Below are 15915 nucleotides of genomic sequence, written 5' to 3' on the forward strand. Positions count from 1 at the left end.
TTTTATTGGGAAAGATTATAAGAAAGACCGCTTCACGCTAATGTTTTGAGGCGGTCTTTTTATGAATAAATACAGATTTTAGACTAATCACATTTCCTTTTACTACTTTTTATTGGAAGCCGAGGAAATAATTTTCTAAAACGAATTAGATAGCTTGTTATTTTGCCACCTGCAATAACGAAAGTTACAGCAATAATCACCATTATCAACCCTATGCTTTCCCGAACAGATAATGTTTCCCCGAAAACCGTTATTCCAAAGAATATGGCAGTAACAGGTTCTAATGCACCCAAAATAGCTGTTGGGGTAGAGCCGATATATTGAATAGCACTAGTAGTACATAAGAATGAAATAGCAGTGGGAAAAATAGCCAATGCTAATAAATTTCCCCATAAATACCACTGATTAGGAAAACACAAATTTCCTCCGAAATTGACGCGCACCAAAAAAAGAGTAACCCCAAAAAGCAAAACATAAAAAGTCACTTTTAGTGTCGCAATATTTTTCAAAGTATTCTGATTAATACCTACAATATACAAAGCGTAAGATAAAGCAGAAGCAAACACCAACATCGTTCCCGTCAGACTGAGCGTTGTGCCGTCACCACTTTTATAAAGTAAGCCAATCCCTCCTAATGCCAATAAAATACATACCACCGTTTGTATTGCAACTTTTTCTTTGAAAACAAGAGCCATAATCAGTGCTACCATAATAGGATAAACAAATAGCAGTGTAGAAGCAATGCCCGCATCCATATAATTATAACTCTGAAATAAGGTAAGAGATGAAAGAGCTACCAATAATCCCATAATAACTAATGGAAACACTTCTTTACGCTGTAATTTAAAACTTCTCCCTCTTACCTTCAACATCATACCCAGCAAGGGAATGGCGAACAGATATCTAAAAAAAAGAACAGAATCGGGGTCCATTCCCGATTTATAGAGTGGAAGCGTAAATAAGGGATTCATACCGTATGTTGCTGCAGCAATTGCCCCTAAAATATACCCTTTTGCTTTTACATTCATATCAATCATTTTTTATGGGTGCAAAAGTAGTATTTCAATTTTAATATAAGCAAATTCTTACCTAAATATAAAGCATTTATCTATAAATTAAAAAACAGATATATATGTCTTTTATATTATCGATTCTTCCGGTAACTCAACACTGCCCAAGTATTGAATATAGTAGCAAAAAGTAACAACACACCCAACTGTGGCAACAACTCAATAAAACTGCTCCCTTTGAGATAAACCATCCTCATCGCCACCATAAAATACTTCAAAGGATTGAAAATCGTAATCACCTGCGCCCATTCCGGCATACTACTGATCGGTGTAAAAAGTCCGCTCATCAACATCAATATCAGCAAAAAGAAAAACATCACAAACATAGACTGCTGCATAGTTGCCGAATAATTAGAAATAACAAGTCCAAAACCCGACATCACCAATACAAAAAGAATCGCGGCACAATAAATTATAATAAAATGTCCTACAGGAAACACTCCATAAAGTAGCCAAGCTAACATAAGACACACTGTCAATACTAAAAAGCCAATGATCCAATAAGGAAGTAGCTTAGCCACTATAAATGTAAACTTCGGTACCGGGGTAACATTTATCTGTTCAATCGTCCCTACCTCTTTCTCACTCACGACATTAAGAGCCGGAAGAAAACCACAGATCAGAGTCAATAACATCCCCATCAATGCAGGAATCATATAAAGTTTATAATTCAGATTCGGATTAAACAGTCCCAATGTATCCACACGAATAGAAGGAATAGCTCCGGAAACGGCTATAACCTCCGGATGTTCCGAACGTAAATCTTCTGCATAATCATTAATGATAGAAGCCAGATAAGAACTTCCTAAACCACCCTTCATTCCATTCACCGCATTAGCAGCAATCAGTACGTGAGCCTCCTCTCCATTCATCCAATTCCGTTCTAAATGCCGGGGAATTTCCATCACAACATCAGCCGTACCGGATTCGATATTATTCAACCCTTCCTGATAAGAAGCCGGTACCTCTTGCAAACGAAAATAGGTAGAAGCTGCAATTTTATTCACTAATCTTTGTGAAATGACCGAATGATCATTATCAACAATGTTCAATTGGATATTCTTTATCTCCAAACTAACCGCCCAGGGCATGAGCAGCATAATCATGCAAGGAAAGATAAGAATCAATCTCGGCAAAAAAGAATTGCGAAGCAATTGTTTAAACTCCTTTTCCAGCAGAAACTTGATCATAATACTCTACTCCAATCTATATTTGAATTTCTTAAAACTAATCGTAATCAATACCACCGCCATTAGCAGTAAAATACCAATCTCCTTAAATACTTGTACCACCGGTACACCCTCAATCATTAACTTCCGCACAGCCTGAATATACCAATGCGCAGGGATTATATCCGATATACCCTGAAGAATAAAAGGCATACTTTCCACCGGAAAAATCATTCCCGACAATACCATCGTCGGCATCATTAAAATTAATCCGGAAGCAAGCATAGCTGCCACCTGGGTACGTGTCACCGAAGATATCAGTAATCCCAACGCCAGAGACACAAAAATAAACAGTAATGACACCACTATCAGCCAAAATAAACTACCGACTACCGGAACATCCAATATAAATACTGATAGCAGCAGAATGGTAATCAAATTAACAAACGACAACACGAAATAAGGAACTGCTTTCGCCAGAATGATAAATAAAGGTTTCACCGGTGAAACCAATAAAATCTCCATCGTCCCTGTTTCTTTTTCACGAACAATGGAAATAGAAGTCATCATAGCACAAATCAACATCAAAATCAATCCCATCACTCCCGGCACAAAATTATAGGCACTCTTCATTTGCGGATTATATAATAGCTTGATATCCGGTGTCAAACGTCCTATTGAAAGATTAGGTGGCAACATCTCCTGTCCTACTTTCGCAATAATTCCCGCAGCATAATTGGTCTGGGTTGTCGCCATATTCGGATCGGTAGCATCCACTACCAATTGTACCCGTGCATCCCCCGAATACAAACCATCCGAAAAACCTTCTCCAAAGACTGCTGCCATATCCACCTCATTCTTTAGAAAGGCAGCTTCCATCTCTTGAGGAGAATGAAATCTGCGGGTAACAGTGAAATATTCACTGGCGTCCAACTTATCAATAATCTTTCGCGTTACTATATCATTAGAAGGATCCAATACTGCCAACCGTACATTTTTCACCTCCGTAGTGATAGCAAATCCAAACAAAATAATCTGTACAACAGGCATTCCCAGCAAAATCAACATCGTTCGCCGGTCACGAAAAATATGATAAAACTCTTTCCTGACAAAAGTAATAAACTGTTTCATAACTCAATCTGCATTACGTACCGCCTGACGGGCCAATTGTTGAAAAACATCATCCATTGTCTCCGCATTAAACTGCTTCTTCAAATTAGCAGGAGTATCAAGAGCTTTAATTTGCCCGTCCACCATAATGGAAATCCGGTTACAATATTCCGCTTCATCCATATAATGTGTTGTAACAAATACTGTAATTCCCCGATCCGCTGCCTGATAAATCAATTCCCAAAACTGTCTTCGGGTAGCAGGATCTACCCCTCCCGTCGGCTCGTCCAGAAAAACTATTTTCGGCTCATGGAAAATTGACACAGAGAAAGCCAGTTTTTGCTTCCATCCCAATGGCAAACTTTTCACCAAAGAATTTCGCTCGGCAGAAAAGCCGAGTCTTTCAAGTAATTCATCAGTCTTCTGCTTTATCTCTTTATCTTTCATCCCATAAATACCGGCAAAAAGACGAATATTCTCCCATACCTTCAAATCCTCATATAAAGAAAACTTCTGGCTCATATATCCAATATGCTTTTTTACCAATTCCGCTTCCCGAAAAATATCAAATCCTCCCACCTTTCCAACACCAGAAGTAGGTTTACTTAATCCGCAAAGCATACGCATAGCCGTTGTCTTACCCGCACCATTCGCTCCCAGAAAACCAAAAATTTCTCCTCGGTCTACTTGAAAAGAAATATGATCGACGGCAGTAAAACTCCCAAAGCACTTTGTCAGTTGATCAACTTCAATCACCGAAGTCCCTTTTTCGCGAACTTCTTCCCGTTCCAAAGAAGGCGGACAAAGAATGGAAGCAAACTGTCGGAGAATCTTGTCTGGAGTATTAATGCCCTGAATCTGTCCATGATTGATAAAAGCAATCCGGTCACATTGACGAGCTTCATCCATAATAGGTGTTGAAGCAATGATCGTAATCCCTAAATCACGCAGATTTTGAAGCATTTGCCAAAACTCTTTACGAGATACAGGATCAACGCCCGTAGTAGGCTCATCCAGAAACAAAATATCCGGTTTATGAATAAGCGCGCAACTCAATGCCAACTTTTGTTTCATTCCTCCGGACAACGCTCCTGCCCTACGCTTTTTAAACGGTTCAATCTGCTGATAGATATCTTTAATCAAATCATAATTTTCCTGAATCGTCGTGTGGAATACCGTTGCAAAAAATTGCAGATTCTCCTCTACCGAAAGATCCTGATAGAGCGAAAAACGACCCGGCATATATCCCACTCTCGTACGAATCTTCTTATAATCCGTCACAACATCCTGACCTGCCACTGTCGCATTTCCTTTATCAGCCAGCAAAAGCGTAGTCAAAATACGGAAAAGAGTACTCTTCCCGGCACCGTCAGGACCAATCAATCCGAAGATTTCCCCACGCTTCACTGAGAAAGAGACATCTTTCAACGCCTCTACCTTTCCGTAATTCTTACTAACACCCTCTACCACTACTACATCATCCATGCCACCATTTATTATAGTTCATTCTTTATTCAACGCAACTCCTCCATACATACCAATTTTCAGCAGCCCATCATTCTTGACAGCTATCTTTACGGCATATACCAGATTGGCACGTTCATTCCGGGTCAGAATCGTTTTCGGTGTAAATTCCGAACGATCTGAAATCCAAGCAACTACACCGGGATAAGTCTTCTGTTCCGAATTCCCATAATCTACATATACAGTCACCTTATCGCCCAACTTTACAGATGATAATTGTTCGGAAGTAATGTAAGCACGCAAATACATACGATCCACTTCACCGACTTTAAACAAAGGTTTTCCCATTGTCGCGAGTTCACCGGCCTCCGCATACTTAGCCAATACCGTCCCATCAATCGGAGACACAATGTGACACTTATTCAATTGATCTTCCACTTGCGCTATTTGTATGGCAACAGAATTACCTTGTTCCGTCAGACTATTCGTACTATTCCGCAATGATGACTCCTGAGCTATAAGTTGCCGTTCCAGCAAAGCCACCTGAGCATCCCAATCATCCAATTGTTTCTGATTAGCTGCTCCGGCTGCCAATAAATTCTCTACACGCTTCTTCTCCCGCTGTGCAGTAACAATTTGTTGCTTAGTAGCAGCAATCTGCTTAGATAAATCCGGGCGCTGACTTTCCACCGACTTCATGCTAGCTTCCAACTGCAACTTCTTCAAATACAATTGTACTGTATCCACTAAACCGACTTCCTCTCCCGCTTTCAGTTTTGTTCCTTCTTCCACATTCAATTGAAACAGTTTGCCTGCAGCTTCAGAAGAAACAATTACTTCTGTAGCTTCAAACGTACCGGTTGCATCATAATTCGTCAGCCGGTTTCCACAAGCAGATACCAGCAATAATGCCATTCCCCATGTGCCTATTTTTATCATTCGTTTCATATCCGAAAGTTTATTATTATTGATTTGTAGTATATTTCAATTGATAAATTCCCTGCAAACGCTGAATTTCATGCATTGCTTTTGCCTGACGTGCCAGACTCTCATTGGTCAGTTCACGCAGCATTTCAGTAACTGTCAATGTACCGTTTGCTACCTTCGCCTCTGCAGACTTACGAATATTAGTACGTAACCGGATAATTTCATCATCATCCTTCATCTGTTTCTCCATCGAACGGATTGCTTGGTCCTGCTGAGTCATCTGCAAACGTGTATTAAAGAGAAATACATCACGATTATTTCCCAACTGTTGCCGTTGATTTTCAATCAAACGGCGGTCATTCTTCAAAGTATAAAGACTACCAAAGTTCCATGACAGTCGAACACCTGCTACATAATACGGAGAAAATTCATTTTTCAGCATATTTAATCCCGGATTTCCGTATGCCCCCTGCACAAACAACCCGAAACGGGGAAGATGGCGAACATTCAACGCCTTTTCCTTTACGTCCAATCCTGTCGCCTGCGCATCAAACAAAGATAATTCCGGGCGACGAATCTCACTAACAACAGAAATATCCTTTTCGGGAACAGGCTTCTCTAAGATCGATTCTTGAGAAAGCTCTTCCCCTATCAGCAAAGACAACATCTTTAAATAAGCCTCTCGCGAAAAAGAAAGTGCTACCCTTTTCTGACGAGCATTCAGTTGTTCCACTTTCACAGCATCCAAGTCAGCTTGATTAGCAATACCATTCTCCACATAAGAACTGATCTGGCGAAAATTTCGTTCCAATTCATCTTGTAACAATGAGTTCTGCCTCAATTGTTCATCCAGCAAAAGAATCCCGAAATACAAATCATTCACCCTATTGTTCAGAGCGTACATATCTACATTCAGTTTTTCCTTATCCACCTCTGCTCCGGCAATTGCTTGTTTCTTCTGCATCCTGATTCCTCCGCCATCCCAAATATTCTGTTGCAATTCCACTGCCAGCTGATACTGGTCTTTAGGCAATCCCTTAATATTTACTCCGGGAATTTTTATAGGAAGTTCTGTCACCTCGCTCTGATACGTAGCCTTAGCCGAAAGAGCAAATTGCGGCAAATTACCCCTAGCGGCATTCTCCAGATTATATTCCTTTGTTTTCTCCACCAAATCATATTGACGTACCAACGGATAGTTGTTCTGTGTTTTCCGCTGACATTCTTCCAGCGTCACCTGCCCATACATTCCCGATGTGCAAGCAAACAAAGAGAGAGTAAAAATCATTCTTTTCATACACATATTTTTCTATGAGTTCTTCGAAAGACAAAGATAGGCGTTTCACACATAGCTTCACATTCCAAGAGTCAGTAAATATGTTCCAATAGTTTGATAAATTGGAATTAAAAAAGAAGATATAGCATGATTTATTATCTTTGCAGGAAAATGATGAAAGAAAATGGAAAAGAAAAAACCAGTAGAATTAGGACTGAAATTACTAGGAGAACTGAAAATTGTCCGTCACAACGAATTTCGCTTTATAACTTCTGATTTTGGTTTTGTTAATAGCTTCATCAAAATGGAATCCCAGTTTTTCACCTTCGATCAGCCTTACCGTATAAAAGAGGGACGAATTGTATTTATAAAACAAGGATATATACAAGCACGAATCAACTTGATAGAATACACCCTACAACCCGGCACTATATCACTCATTACTCCCAATTCGATCATACAAGCCATCAGAGTATCGTCAGATCTTGATGTAGGCTAAGCACCCAGCGCCTTGCCGTATTTCTACGGTAGGTTTCCATGTACTCGCCCCCGAACCGGACTTACACCTCTCGACGTATCCGGCTCTCCACTAATATTATCAGTCTAACTTACCTGTATGAATCTTCCAATGGTATTCATGACATACCGCAATGGTCTTTCTCTTACGTGCTATCATATGTTTCTCCCATCTCTTCTTCCCCTTTAGGTCTTTGAGTTTTCGAACATGATGCATTGACGTTTGAGTTTCCATTCCGCAAATCTCACATTTATTCGCTTTTATTCTGTCGATTAAGCTTGTCCTTGTAATTTTTGCAGTTGGTATCTCTTCATTGAATTTGATTCTATTTAAAGGCTTGCGCTTAAATCCGTCATGATAGAATTCGCATCTTAATATTTTCCCCTTTTTGTTTAAATAGTTAACCCCAACTCGCCATTTTTACTGTATTCTCGTATAATTTTGCGAGTTGATGATTCATACTTACACGCATAGGTTTTATACATGCTATATTCCATAATATTGTAAAAAGAGTCTATCTTATAACTGTTGTTCGCTAACGAAAAGTAGTTGTAAAATCCTCGTATTTCTGCGTTGTACTGGTTGAGTATCTCTAAGTCATCATTGTTTTTCATACAAGGTCTTGCCTTGGAACGCCATATTTCTTTCCCATTATTATAGGATAGTCTTATGGCATCGTACTCGAAAAGCTTCTTTTTCATCGTGTCTAATGACACTTCAAGAAAGACTTTTGACCTATAATACCGATGTGGTGTACCACGTCCAATCCGTTTGGTCTGATTTGTTTTGTAAATGCCGATTTCATACCCTAAGAATTTAGCATTTTCCTTTGCGTTGGTTATCAGTGTTTTCTGGTCAGATAATTCCAATTTTAGTCTTTCCAATAAGAAAAGTTTTATCTCTTCTTTTGCTTTGACACAGTCTTCCTTACTGCCAATGATTCCAATTAAAAAGTCATCTGCATATCTCACGTATTTCAATCGACGATAGCTACTATCCATTTCATCCAGACTTGGATGATTAACACGAGCTTTACATGACTCATTGATGCGATTCAGGTAAAACTTTCTCTGTTCTACGTCTGTTACGGTTTTAAGTTTTCGCTCGGCTCTAATTTTTCTCAATGCATACTTTGTATAAGCTGTATCAGTTTTTCGATTTTTACCTTTGTCAAAAGATTGGATGTATTCCTTCATGTATTTGTCGAATTTGTCAAGATAGATATTTGCCAATATCGGACTTATGATACCACCTTGTGGAGTTCCACTATACGTGCGATGGAATACCCAATCTTCCATATATCCCGCATTGAGAAACTTCCTTATCAGTCTTAAAAATCTGTCGTCAGAGATTTTTTCTCCCATAATATTAATTAAAATATCATGATTGATATTATCAAAGAATCCTTTGATATCTCCCTCTACAAACCATTTAGAACCTGTGAAAGTGTCTTTTATTTGGGATAGTGCTGTATGGCATCCTCTGTTAGGTCGGAATCCATGTGAGCAATGTTCAAAACTGCCTTCATAAATTGCCTCCAAAATCATACGAATGACCTCTTGCACCAGTTTATCATTAAAAGAAGGTATTCCTAACGGTCTTTTACTTCCGTTTTTCTTTGGAATATATATTCTCTTTGATGATATAGGTTGATATTGCTCGCTTTTGAGCAATTCAATCAATTGTTCTATACGAGAAATACTCATATCGTCAATAGTTTTGCCATCAACGCCAGGAGTCATGTTGCCCTCTTTGGAATATATCCTCTGATAGGCAACATAGTACATTTCTTGATTGAACAGTATCCGATATAGCCTTTCAAATCTATACGTTAAGATTTTACTATGCTCTGCCAGACTGTTTAATACTTTCTCTGGATGTCTCATAATGTCTCACACATTTTCCGTTAATTGTATTAAAAATATTAGCTGCCTCCCTTTGCCATGTACAAGGCTTTCCCTTGCTCGGACTACTACGGAGGCTCCGTTGCCTTGTCAGATATTCAAAGGTCTGCACCTTATAGCCTTACAACTGGCGTTCTGATTTAGGCAATCCCCATTTAGACATATAATAACTTTTAGCTCGATAAATTGTCGGATACGATGTCCACCCTTTATTGCTTATTGCAATTGCGCTGTGATTAGTTTACGCTTCTGTTTAATTCACATCTAAACAGAGTATCACAGTATGACGCCATTAATTGTCTTTCGTCATAAACCACCATTTGTTCGCTCAGGCTATCGTTTAATCAGTATGGATTTTATCCTCGTATTTATCATTTCATCTTTCTATTCAGTCGCAACATGACAATTAGTTGACTTATAGATTTCCCGGCATGCTACACTCCCTGTCTTGTTTCCATTTCAGATAAGTCGGTTGATGACAGACTTGTAAACTCGTGTCTGGTATTGCGCTACCAATACATTTATTATATGCCCTTATGGGCGCACATGAAAATGATGGCTATTGATAACAATTTTCTTCCCTTCACCAGTAAAGATGATTTTCTCAAATATTTTCCCCAATACCCCAATAATATACTATTAACATTACCTCTGAAAGAGCAAATTCGTATTGAAAGTTATTTCACATTAATGTGGGATATATTACAGGAACCAACTTTCCGTCGTGAAGTTATACAGCATCTTGTAGCAAGCCTCTTATATAATATAAATTGTATAGCAAACAGCACTCAAACCACTTCAAAACACCTAACACACCAAGAAGACATTTTCCAACGTTTTATCTCCCTCGTCAATACACATAGCAAGAAGGAAAGAAACGTCAGTTTTTATGCAAACAAATTATACCTTACTCCCCGCTATCTGAACACTATTATCCGACAAACCAGCCAACAGACAATAATGGACTGGATCAATCAATCCATTATACAAGAAGCCAAAATCTTACTCAAGCATAGCGATCTTCTAGTATATCAAATCTCAGATGAATTGAATTTTCCCAATCCGTCCTTTTTCTGTAAATTCTTCAAAAAAATGACTGGGATGACACCGCAAGAATACCAGAAGAAACAATAAGTATCTCAACATTAATTTGATACTTTACATCAATGTTTTCGCTTACACTTTTTTCATCTGAAAATTTTCTATATATTTGTGCGACTGTTTAAAAACGGTTTAACAATTAACACCCTTGTTCAATCTAAACAAATCATTTCTATTATATGAAAAATATATACTTAATTATTATTTTGTTACTTTCAGCACAAATGGGCATAGCCCAAAAGCATCAACTACCTCCTGTATGGAAAGATACATATGTACAGCAAGATTCACGTACACGAAGCTATATTTCCCCTACTCGCATTGTCTGGAAAAGCAACCATACAACTGCAAAAGTGAACGATGAACAGAATTTAATACGTCCCGGCATCAGGCAATCTATTTTAGGTAGCGAGAATGTCTGCCGTATGCGCAGTACAACTACCGATACAGCCTCTATCTTGCTCGATTTCGGACGACAATTGCAGGGAGGAATTCAAATTGTCACAGGGCAATCTCCTAATAACAACCCTATTCGTGTGAGAATTCGTTTCGGTGAATCCGTTAGCGAAGCTATGTGCGACATTGATGGAAAAAATGGTGCTAGCAACGATCACGCTATGCGCGATTTTGAGCTCAAACTTCCTTGGCTAGGCACATTAGAGGTTGGTAATTCGGGATTCCGCTTTGTACGTATCGACTTACTTGACACTGATGTCGAACTGCAATTAAAAGAGGTGCTCGCCATTTTTAATTATCGTGATATCCCTTATTTAGGCTCATTCCGTTGCAATGATGAACGGTTAAACGAAATTTGGATGACAGGAGCATATACTGTGCATCTCAATATGCAAGAATATTTGTGGGATGCCATCAAACGCGACCGTCTGGTATGGGTGGGCGACTTACATCCGGAAGTAATGACTGTCAATACTGTATTCGGTTACAACGAGGTCGTTCCTAAGAGCCTTGACCTGATTCGCGATGCCACCCCTGTCCCCGCATGGATGAACGGTATCAGCTCATATTCTTTGTGGTGGATCATTATTCATCGCGACTGGTATTTTTATCAAGGTAACATAGATTACCTGAAAGAACAAAAAACTTACCTGACACAACTCATTAACCACCTATTGACCAAAATAGATGCGAATGGAAAAGAAACATTGGACGGAATGCGATTCCTAGATTGGCCATCAAGCGAAAATCAAAAAGGAGTCGATGCCGGATTACAAGCATTAATGGTGCAGACAATGGATTGCGGCAAAGAACTATTTTCCATACTCAAAGACAACGAAATGGCGAAGAAGTGCGAAGATGCTGCTGTTCTATTGCGTACCTATCGTCCGGATCCCAATCATTCAAAACAGGCAGCTGCTTTGATGACCTTATCAGGATTAATTGATCCGAAAACAGCCAACAACGAAGTTTTATCGATAGGTGGTTCTAAGAATTTCTCCACTTTCTACGGTTATTATATGCTGAAAGCCATGGCGACAGCAGGCGATTATACCAATGCATTAGATCGTATACGCGAATTCTGGGGAGCAATGCTCGATTTAGGAGCAACTTCGTTCTGGGAAGATTTCAACATCGAATGGATTGAAAATGCCGCACGCATTGACGAATTAGTTCCTGAAGGTAAAGTAGACGTACATAAAAGTTATGGAAACTACTGTTACAAAGGATATCGCCACAGTTTCTCACATGGCTGGGCTTCCGGTCCCACTTCTTATCTGAGCGAATATGTATTGGGAGTTAAAGTAGTGGAACCGGGATGTAAAGTGGTAAAAATAGAACCTCATCTGGGTGATCTGAAATGGGCGGAAGGTACATTTCCTACTCCCTACGGCATCATCAAGATACGCCATGAGCAAAGAAATGACGGTTCTGTCAAATCAACGATAAAAGCTCCCAAAGGGGTGAAAATTATCAAATAACCAATAATGATGAAAACACCTTTTATTTCTTTTCTTTTATTTTGTTGTATACAGCTTACAGCTGCACAGGAGCTGGGACTCATTCCCTATCCCAACAAGATCAGCATGGAAACGGGTGAACTGATATACAAAGAAGTTATCTCTTTTTCACTACCTTCTCACTTAACATTGGAACCCGCTAGCATTATTTCACAGGCAAAAGGGTACGATATTAAGCTAATAGTTCAAAAAAAAGGCGGAGCTATCAAATTCAAGAAAATAAAGAATTTGGCAGACGAAGCATACCAACTAACCATAAATAAAAAAGGAATAACTATCGGATATGGAAATCGGTCGGGAGCATTCTATGCTTTACAAACCCTCAATCAACTGATCCGAAAAAACGGAGAAGACTATATCATTCCTTATGTGAGTATTTCAGACCAACCAGCCTTTCATTGGCGAGCATATATGTTGGACGAAAGTCGTCATTTTCAAGGAATAAAAACAGTAAAAACTCTTTTAGACGAAATGGCCCGCCTGAAAATGAACATTTTTCATTGGCACTTAGTAGATGATCCGGGATGGCGTATCGAGATTGATAAATATCCAAAACTCACATCAATCGGTTCAAAGAAAGATTTTTCCAATCGTGACATGAGTACTGATGAATGGACGAAAAAATTCCCGGGCAACTATTATTATACCAAAGACGAAATACGTGACATTATTGCCTATGCAGAAGCACGTTGCATTACGATTATACCTGAAATAGAAATGCCGGGGCATGCATCTGCTTCTATTCTTGCTTATCCCGAATTAGGTACATTAAGCAAATCCAAGGGAATCGGAATATGGGGAGATATTTATGATATATCCGATCCCAAAGTAGAGATGTTTATACAAGATGTACTCACTGAAGTAATCGATCTATTCCCTTCACGGATTATTCACATCGGAGGTGATGAAGTGCCACACAGCCATTGGGAAAACACATCTTCTGTAGCCGATTTTATGAAATCCAATCATTTACCTACTGCCAAGGATCTACAAATCTGGTTCATCAACCGCATCTCTAAGTTCTTACAATCAAAAGGATGTACTATGATGGGATGGAACGAGATAACAGGTGATAATGTACACGGAGAGACTACTGAAAATAAATCGGAGAAACTAGCCGATGGCACAGTTGTTCACTTCTGGGATGGAGATGCGAGCCTAGTCAATAAATCAATAAAGCGAGGTTATAAGGTGGTTAATTCCAATCGTTTTTTCACCTACTTAGATTATTCTTATGAAACTACAAGCATGGAAAAATCATATTCTTTTTCACCTGTCCCCGAAGGACTCAGTGAAAAAGAACAAAAGAATATATGGGGCTTGGGATGTCAAATGTGGGGAGAATATACTCCGACTGCCGAACGCGTTTTTTACATGACATTTCCACGAATAGCAGCCCATGCTGAAACCGGTTGGACAATAAGTGAAAATAAAAATTATGATCGTTTTTTAAAAGCCCTGCCCAACTTTAAACAAGTATGGGCCAGGACTATTCCTTTAGCTACCGATTTTTAGACGAAAATTCTTTGATTCTCTGCTCTTCTTCTAATCGACAGATGAGCAGAGTATTATCTCTTTCAGCAACGATATATCCATCCAGCCCTTGCACTACCACTCGCTTTTCCTCACTAGTATGCACGATACAGTTCTTACTGTCATACAAGCGAATGTCAGGTCCTACCATAGCATTTCCTAATTTATCCTGAGGCAACAATCCTCGTAAAGCTCCCCATGTACCTAAATCCGACCAACCAAATGAAGCCGGAAGTACATAGATTTCCTGTGCTTTCTCCATCACAGCATAGTCTATGGAAATACTTTCACAAGTTGGAAAAAATTTCCGTACAGATTCATTCTCTTTTTCGGTATAGAAATCGGGGAAAATACGATCAAATATTTGTGCAATGCTCGGAGCATACACACGCATCACTGAAGTTATGGTACGAACATTCCAAACAAAAATTCCAGCATTCCAAAAATAATTACCTTCTGCCAGATATACTTCGGCGATTTCTTTATCCGGTTTCTCCTTAAAAGCATCAACTGTAAAAATCTCCTTATCAGTCTGGAGCATATTTCCGGCAGCAATATACCCATATCCGGTTTCCGCACGAGTGGGCTTAATTCCCAATGTTACAATCGCACTACTTTTATCTGTATACCGTAATGCTTTCTCTACCACCCGATGAAACTCTGTCGTATTAATTACCAGTGCATCCGAAGGAGTCACCACCATATTAGCATTCGGATGATTCTTCTTTATTTTCCAACAGGCATATGCAATACAAGGTGCAGTGTTACGCGCGCAAGGTTCTGCCAGAATATTACTTTCCGGAATTTCCGGCAATTGCTCCCGGACAATATCAATATATTTTTCGGAAGTCACCACCCACATATTTTCTTGTGGACAGATACCGCTAAAGCGATCAACCGTCAGTTGAATCAACGTTCTTCCACATCCCATCACGTCTATGAATTGTTTCGGACATTCTGGTGTGCTCATCGGCCAAAAGCGGCTACCAATACCGCCTGCCATAATAACAACATGGTTATCCATATCTATTTTTCTCTTTAATATAATATTTATGCAAGGTACGGCAAATAATGCAATTACACAACTTATAAATCAAAATTCTTTTTATGCCGTATTTCCTCCCAACTGGGAACTTCCCCCCCAATCATACACAACACACTTCCCATTTACATGGTGAAGGATTATTCCAATAATTAAATCCCTATTCTCCGTCAATACTTTCCTCGGTTGTTTAAGTTGTCTATTCAAATCAATTTTCAAGTCAATCATCTCCATCGCATATTGATAAGTAACAGATAATGATACATTATTAAATCTCGACATCGTTTCGTAGCACTCAAAAATTCATAATTCATTGGTTCCATTTTCTTTTTATTTATTAATAATATTAGTCCATATATACAATAATGTAATCACCTAATGGTTACATCGGGAGTCTATATCATGCACATTCGGGCTCTGTGATATTTCTTCCTGTTTCGGACCAAATACTAAGAATTTCGGAAACCTATCTAATAATATTGTTCCTAAGAATACTATAGCAAAAGTATCTGAAGAAAAAAAACAAGCAAATCTAATCGTCCTATATTTTCTTAAATCTGCTAATGAATGGACAACGATATACCAACCTCTTCAAACTTGCTTGTGAAACTTGCCGAAAAGGGTAAACGCATGAAAGCATATTACGCGAAGCCAAACCCTTTATCGAGCAAAAAAAATTCCTTATAAAAGAATCAAAAAAAACATTATTATTTGGTTATCAAAAAGTTACATCCAAATCATCTGAACCAAAAACAACTTCTACTTCCTCTTTACAAACTGACAAACTGACAAAAATGCTATATAGTACTTTTTATAAAGACGATGA

Annotated in this window: 11 protein-coding genes and 2 pseudogenes; 4 read left to right on the plus strand and 9 right to left on the minus strand. The window is 38.9% G+C overall.

From position 1 onward, the window contains the following. Window positions 1-83 precede the first annotated feature (83 nt). The 6 genes from PHO71_RS05150 to PHO71_RS05175 form a co-directional block, all read right to left on the minus strand. The gene (locus tag PHO71_RS05150; RefSeq protein ID WP_300199898.1) at window positions 84-1028 is read right to left on the minus strand and encodes a DMT family transporter; all 945 of its coding nucleotides are present in this window, start codon (window positions 1026-1028) and stop codon (window positions 84-86) included. 116 nt (window positions 1029-1144) lie between these two features. Further along, window positions 1145-2260, minus strand: a complete 1116-nt coding sequence (locus PHO71_RS05155; protein WP_300199901.1) for an ABC transporter permease — start codon at window positions 2258-2260, stop codon at window positions 1145-1147. 6 nt (window positions 2261-2266) lie between these two features. Beyond that, a complete protein-coding gene (locus tag PHO71_RS05160; RefSeq protein WP_300199903.1) occupies window positions 2267-3370 on the minus strand; it encodes an ABC transporter permease in 1104 nt (367 codons plus the stop codon). Window positions 3371-3373: 3 nt separating this feature from the next. Then, complete coding sequence (locus PHO71_RS05165) at window positions 3374-4834, minus strand: ATP-binding cassette domain-containing protein (protein WP_300199906.1); 1461 nt, start codon at window positions 4832-4834, stop codon at window positions 3374-3376. Window positions 4835-4852: 18 nt separating this feature from the next. Further along, the gene (locus PHO71_RS05170; RefSeq protein WP_300199909.1) at window positions 4853-5761 is read right to left on the minus strand and encodes an HlyD family efflux transporter periplasmic adaptor subunit; all 909 of its coding nucleotides are present in this window, start codon (window positions 5759-5761) and stop codon (window positions 4853-4855) included. Window positions 5762-5777: 16 nt separating this feature from the next. Next, the gene (locus PHO71_RS05175; protein WP_300199911.1) at window positions 5778-7037 is read right to left on the minus strand and encodes a TolC family protein; all 1260 of its coding nucleotides are present in this window, start codon (window positions 7035-7037) and stop codon (window positions 5778-5780) included. A 163-nt stretch (window positions 7038-7200) separates the two neighbouring features. On the opposite strand from PHO71_RS05175, the gene PHO71_RS05180 reads away from it, so the two are divergent. After that, window positions 7201-7515, plus strand: coding sequence for a hypothetical protein (locus PHO71_RS05180; protein WP_300199914.1), 315 nt, complete (start codon window positions 7201-7203; stop codon window positions 7513-7515). 99 nt (window positions 7516-7614) lie between these two features. On the opposite strand, the pseudogene PHO71_RS05185 reads toward PHO71_RS05180, so the two are convergent. Beyond that, window positions 7615-9419 (minus strand): annotated as a pseudogene (locus tag PHO71_RS05185) (reverse transcriptase domain-containing protein). A gap of 564 nt (window positions 9420-9983) precedes the next feature. Between PHO71_RS05185 and PHO71_RS05190 the strand changes: the two are divergent. The 3 genes and pseudogenes from PHO71_RS05190 to PHO71_RS05200 all read left to right on the plus strand — a co-directional run. Then, a pseudogene (locus PHO71_RS05190) lies at window positions 9984-10571 on the plus strand (helix-turn-helix domain-containing protein); the annotation flags it as partial. A 191-nt stretch (window positions 10572-10762) separates the two neighbouring features. Further along, complete coding sequence (locus PHO71_RS05195) at window positions 10763-12475, plus strand: alpha-L-rhamnosidase C-terminal domain-containing protein (protein WP_300200043.1); 1713 nt, start codon at window positions 10763-10765, stop codon at window positions 12473-12475. Between the two features lie 6 nt (window positions 12476-12481). After that, on the plus strand, window positions 12482-14029 hold the full coding sequence (locus PHO71_RS05200) for a beta-N-acetylhexosaminidase (RefSeq protein WP_300199917.1): 1548 nt from the start codon (window positions 12482-12484) through the stop codon (window positions 14027-14029). Here the strand turns inward: PHO71_RS05200 and PHO71_RS05205 are convergent. Both PHO71_RS05205 and PHO71_RS05210 read right to left on the minus strand, forming a co-directional pair. Further along, complete coding sequence (locus PHO71_RS05205) at window positions 14016-15071, minus strand: mannose-1-phosphate guanylyltransferase (protein WP_300199919.1); 1056 nt, start codon at window positions 15069-15071, stop codon at window positions 14016-14018. The two genes, PHO71_RS05200 and PHO71_RS05205, sit on opposite strands and share 14 nt — an antisense overlap. An 81-nt stretch (window positions 15072-15152) precedes the next feature. After that, complete coding sequence (locus PHO71_RS05210; RefSeq protein ID WP_300199922.1) at window positions 15153-15371, minus strand: hypothetical protein; 219 nt, start codon at window positions 15369-15371, stop codon at window positions 15153-15155. Window positions 15372-15915 lie beyond the last annotated feature (544 nt).

The organism is Bacteroides sp. (assembly GCF_028690125.1).
Lineage (GTDB): Bacteria > Bacteroidota > Bacteroidia > Bacteroidales > Bacteroidaceae > Bacteroides.

Coding starts and splice junctions, on each gene's coding strand:
- PHO71_RS05200 (WP_300199917.1), top strand. CDS start 12,482: ATGATGAAAACACCTTTTATTTCTTTTCTTTTATTTTGTTGTATACAG.
- PHO71_RS05165 (WP_300199906.1), bottom strand. CDS start 4,834: ATGGATGATGTAGTAGTGGTAGAGGGTGTTAGTAAGAATTACGGAAAG.
- PHO71_RS05210 (WP_300199922.1), bottom strand. CDS start 15,371: ATGTCGAGATTTAATAATGTATCATTATCTGTTACTTATCAATATGCG.
- PHO71_RS05150 (WP_300199898.1), bottom strand. CDS start 1,028: ATGAATGTAAAAGCAAAAGGGTATATTTTAGGGGCAATTGCTGCAGCA.
- PHO71_RS05155 (WP_300199901.1), bottom strand. CDS start 2,260: ATGATCAAGTTTCTGCTGGAAAAGGAGTTTAAACAATTGCTTCGCAAT.
- PHO71_RS05160 (WP_300199903.1), bottom strand. CDS start 3,370: ATGAAACAGTTTATTACTTTTGTCAGGAAAGAGTTTTATCATATTTTT.
- PHO71_RS05170 (WP_300199909.1), bottom strand. CDS start 5,761: ATGAAACGAATGATAAAAATAGGCACATGGGGAATGGCATTATTGCTG.
- PHO71_RS05175 (WP_300199911.1), bottom strand. CDS start 7,037: ATGAAAAGAATGATTTTTACTCTCTCTTTGTTTGCTTGCACATCGGGA.
- PHO71_RS05205 (WP_300199919.1), bottom strand. CDS start 15,071: ATGGATAACCATGTTGTTATTATGGCAGGCGGTATTGGTAGCCGCTTT.
- PHO71_RS05180 (WP_300199914.1), top strand. CDS start 7,201: ATGGAAAAGAAAAAACCAGTAGAATTAGGACTGAAATTACTAGGAGAA.
- PHO71_RS05195 (WP_300200043.1), top strand. CDS start 10,763: ATGGGCATAGCCCAAAAGCATCAACTACCTCCTGTATGGAAAGATACA.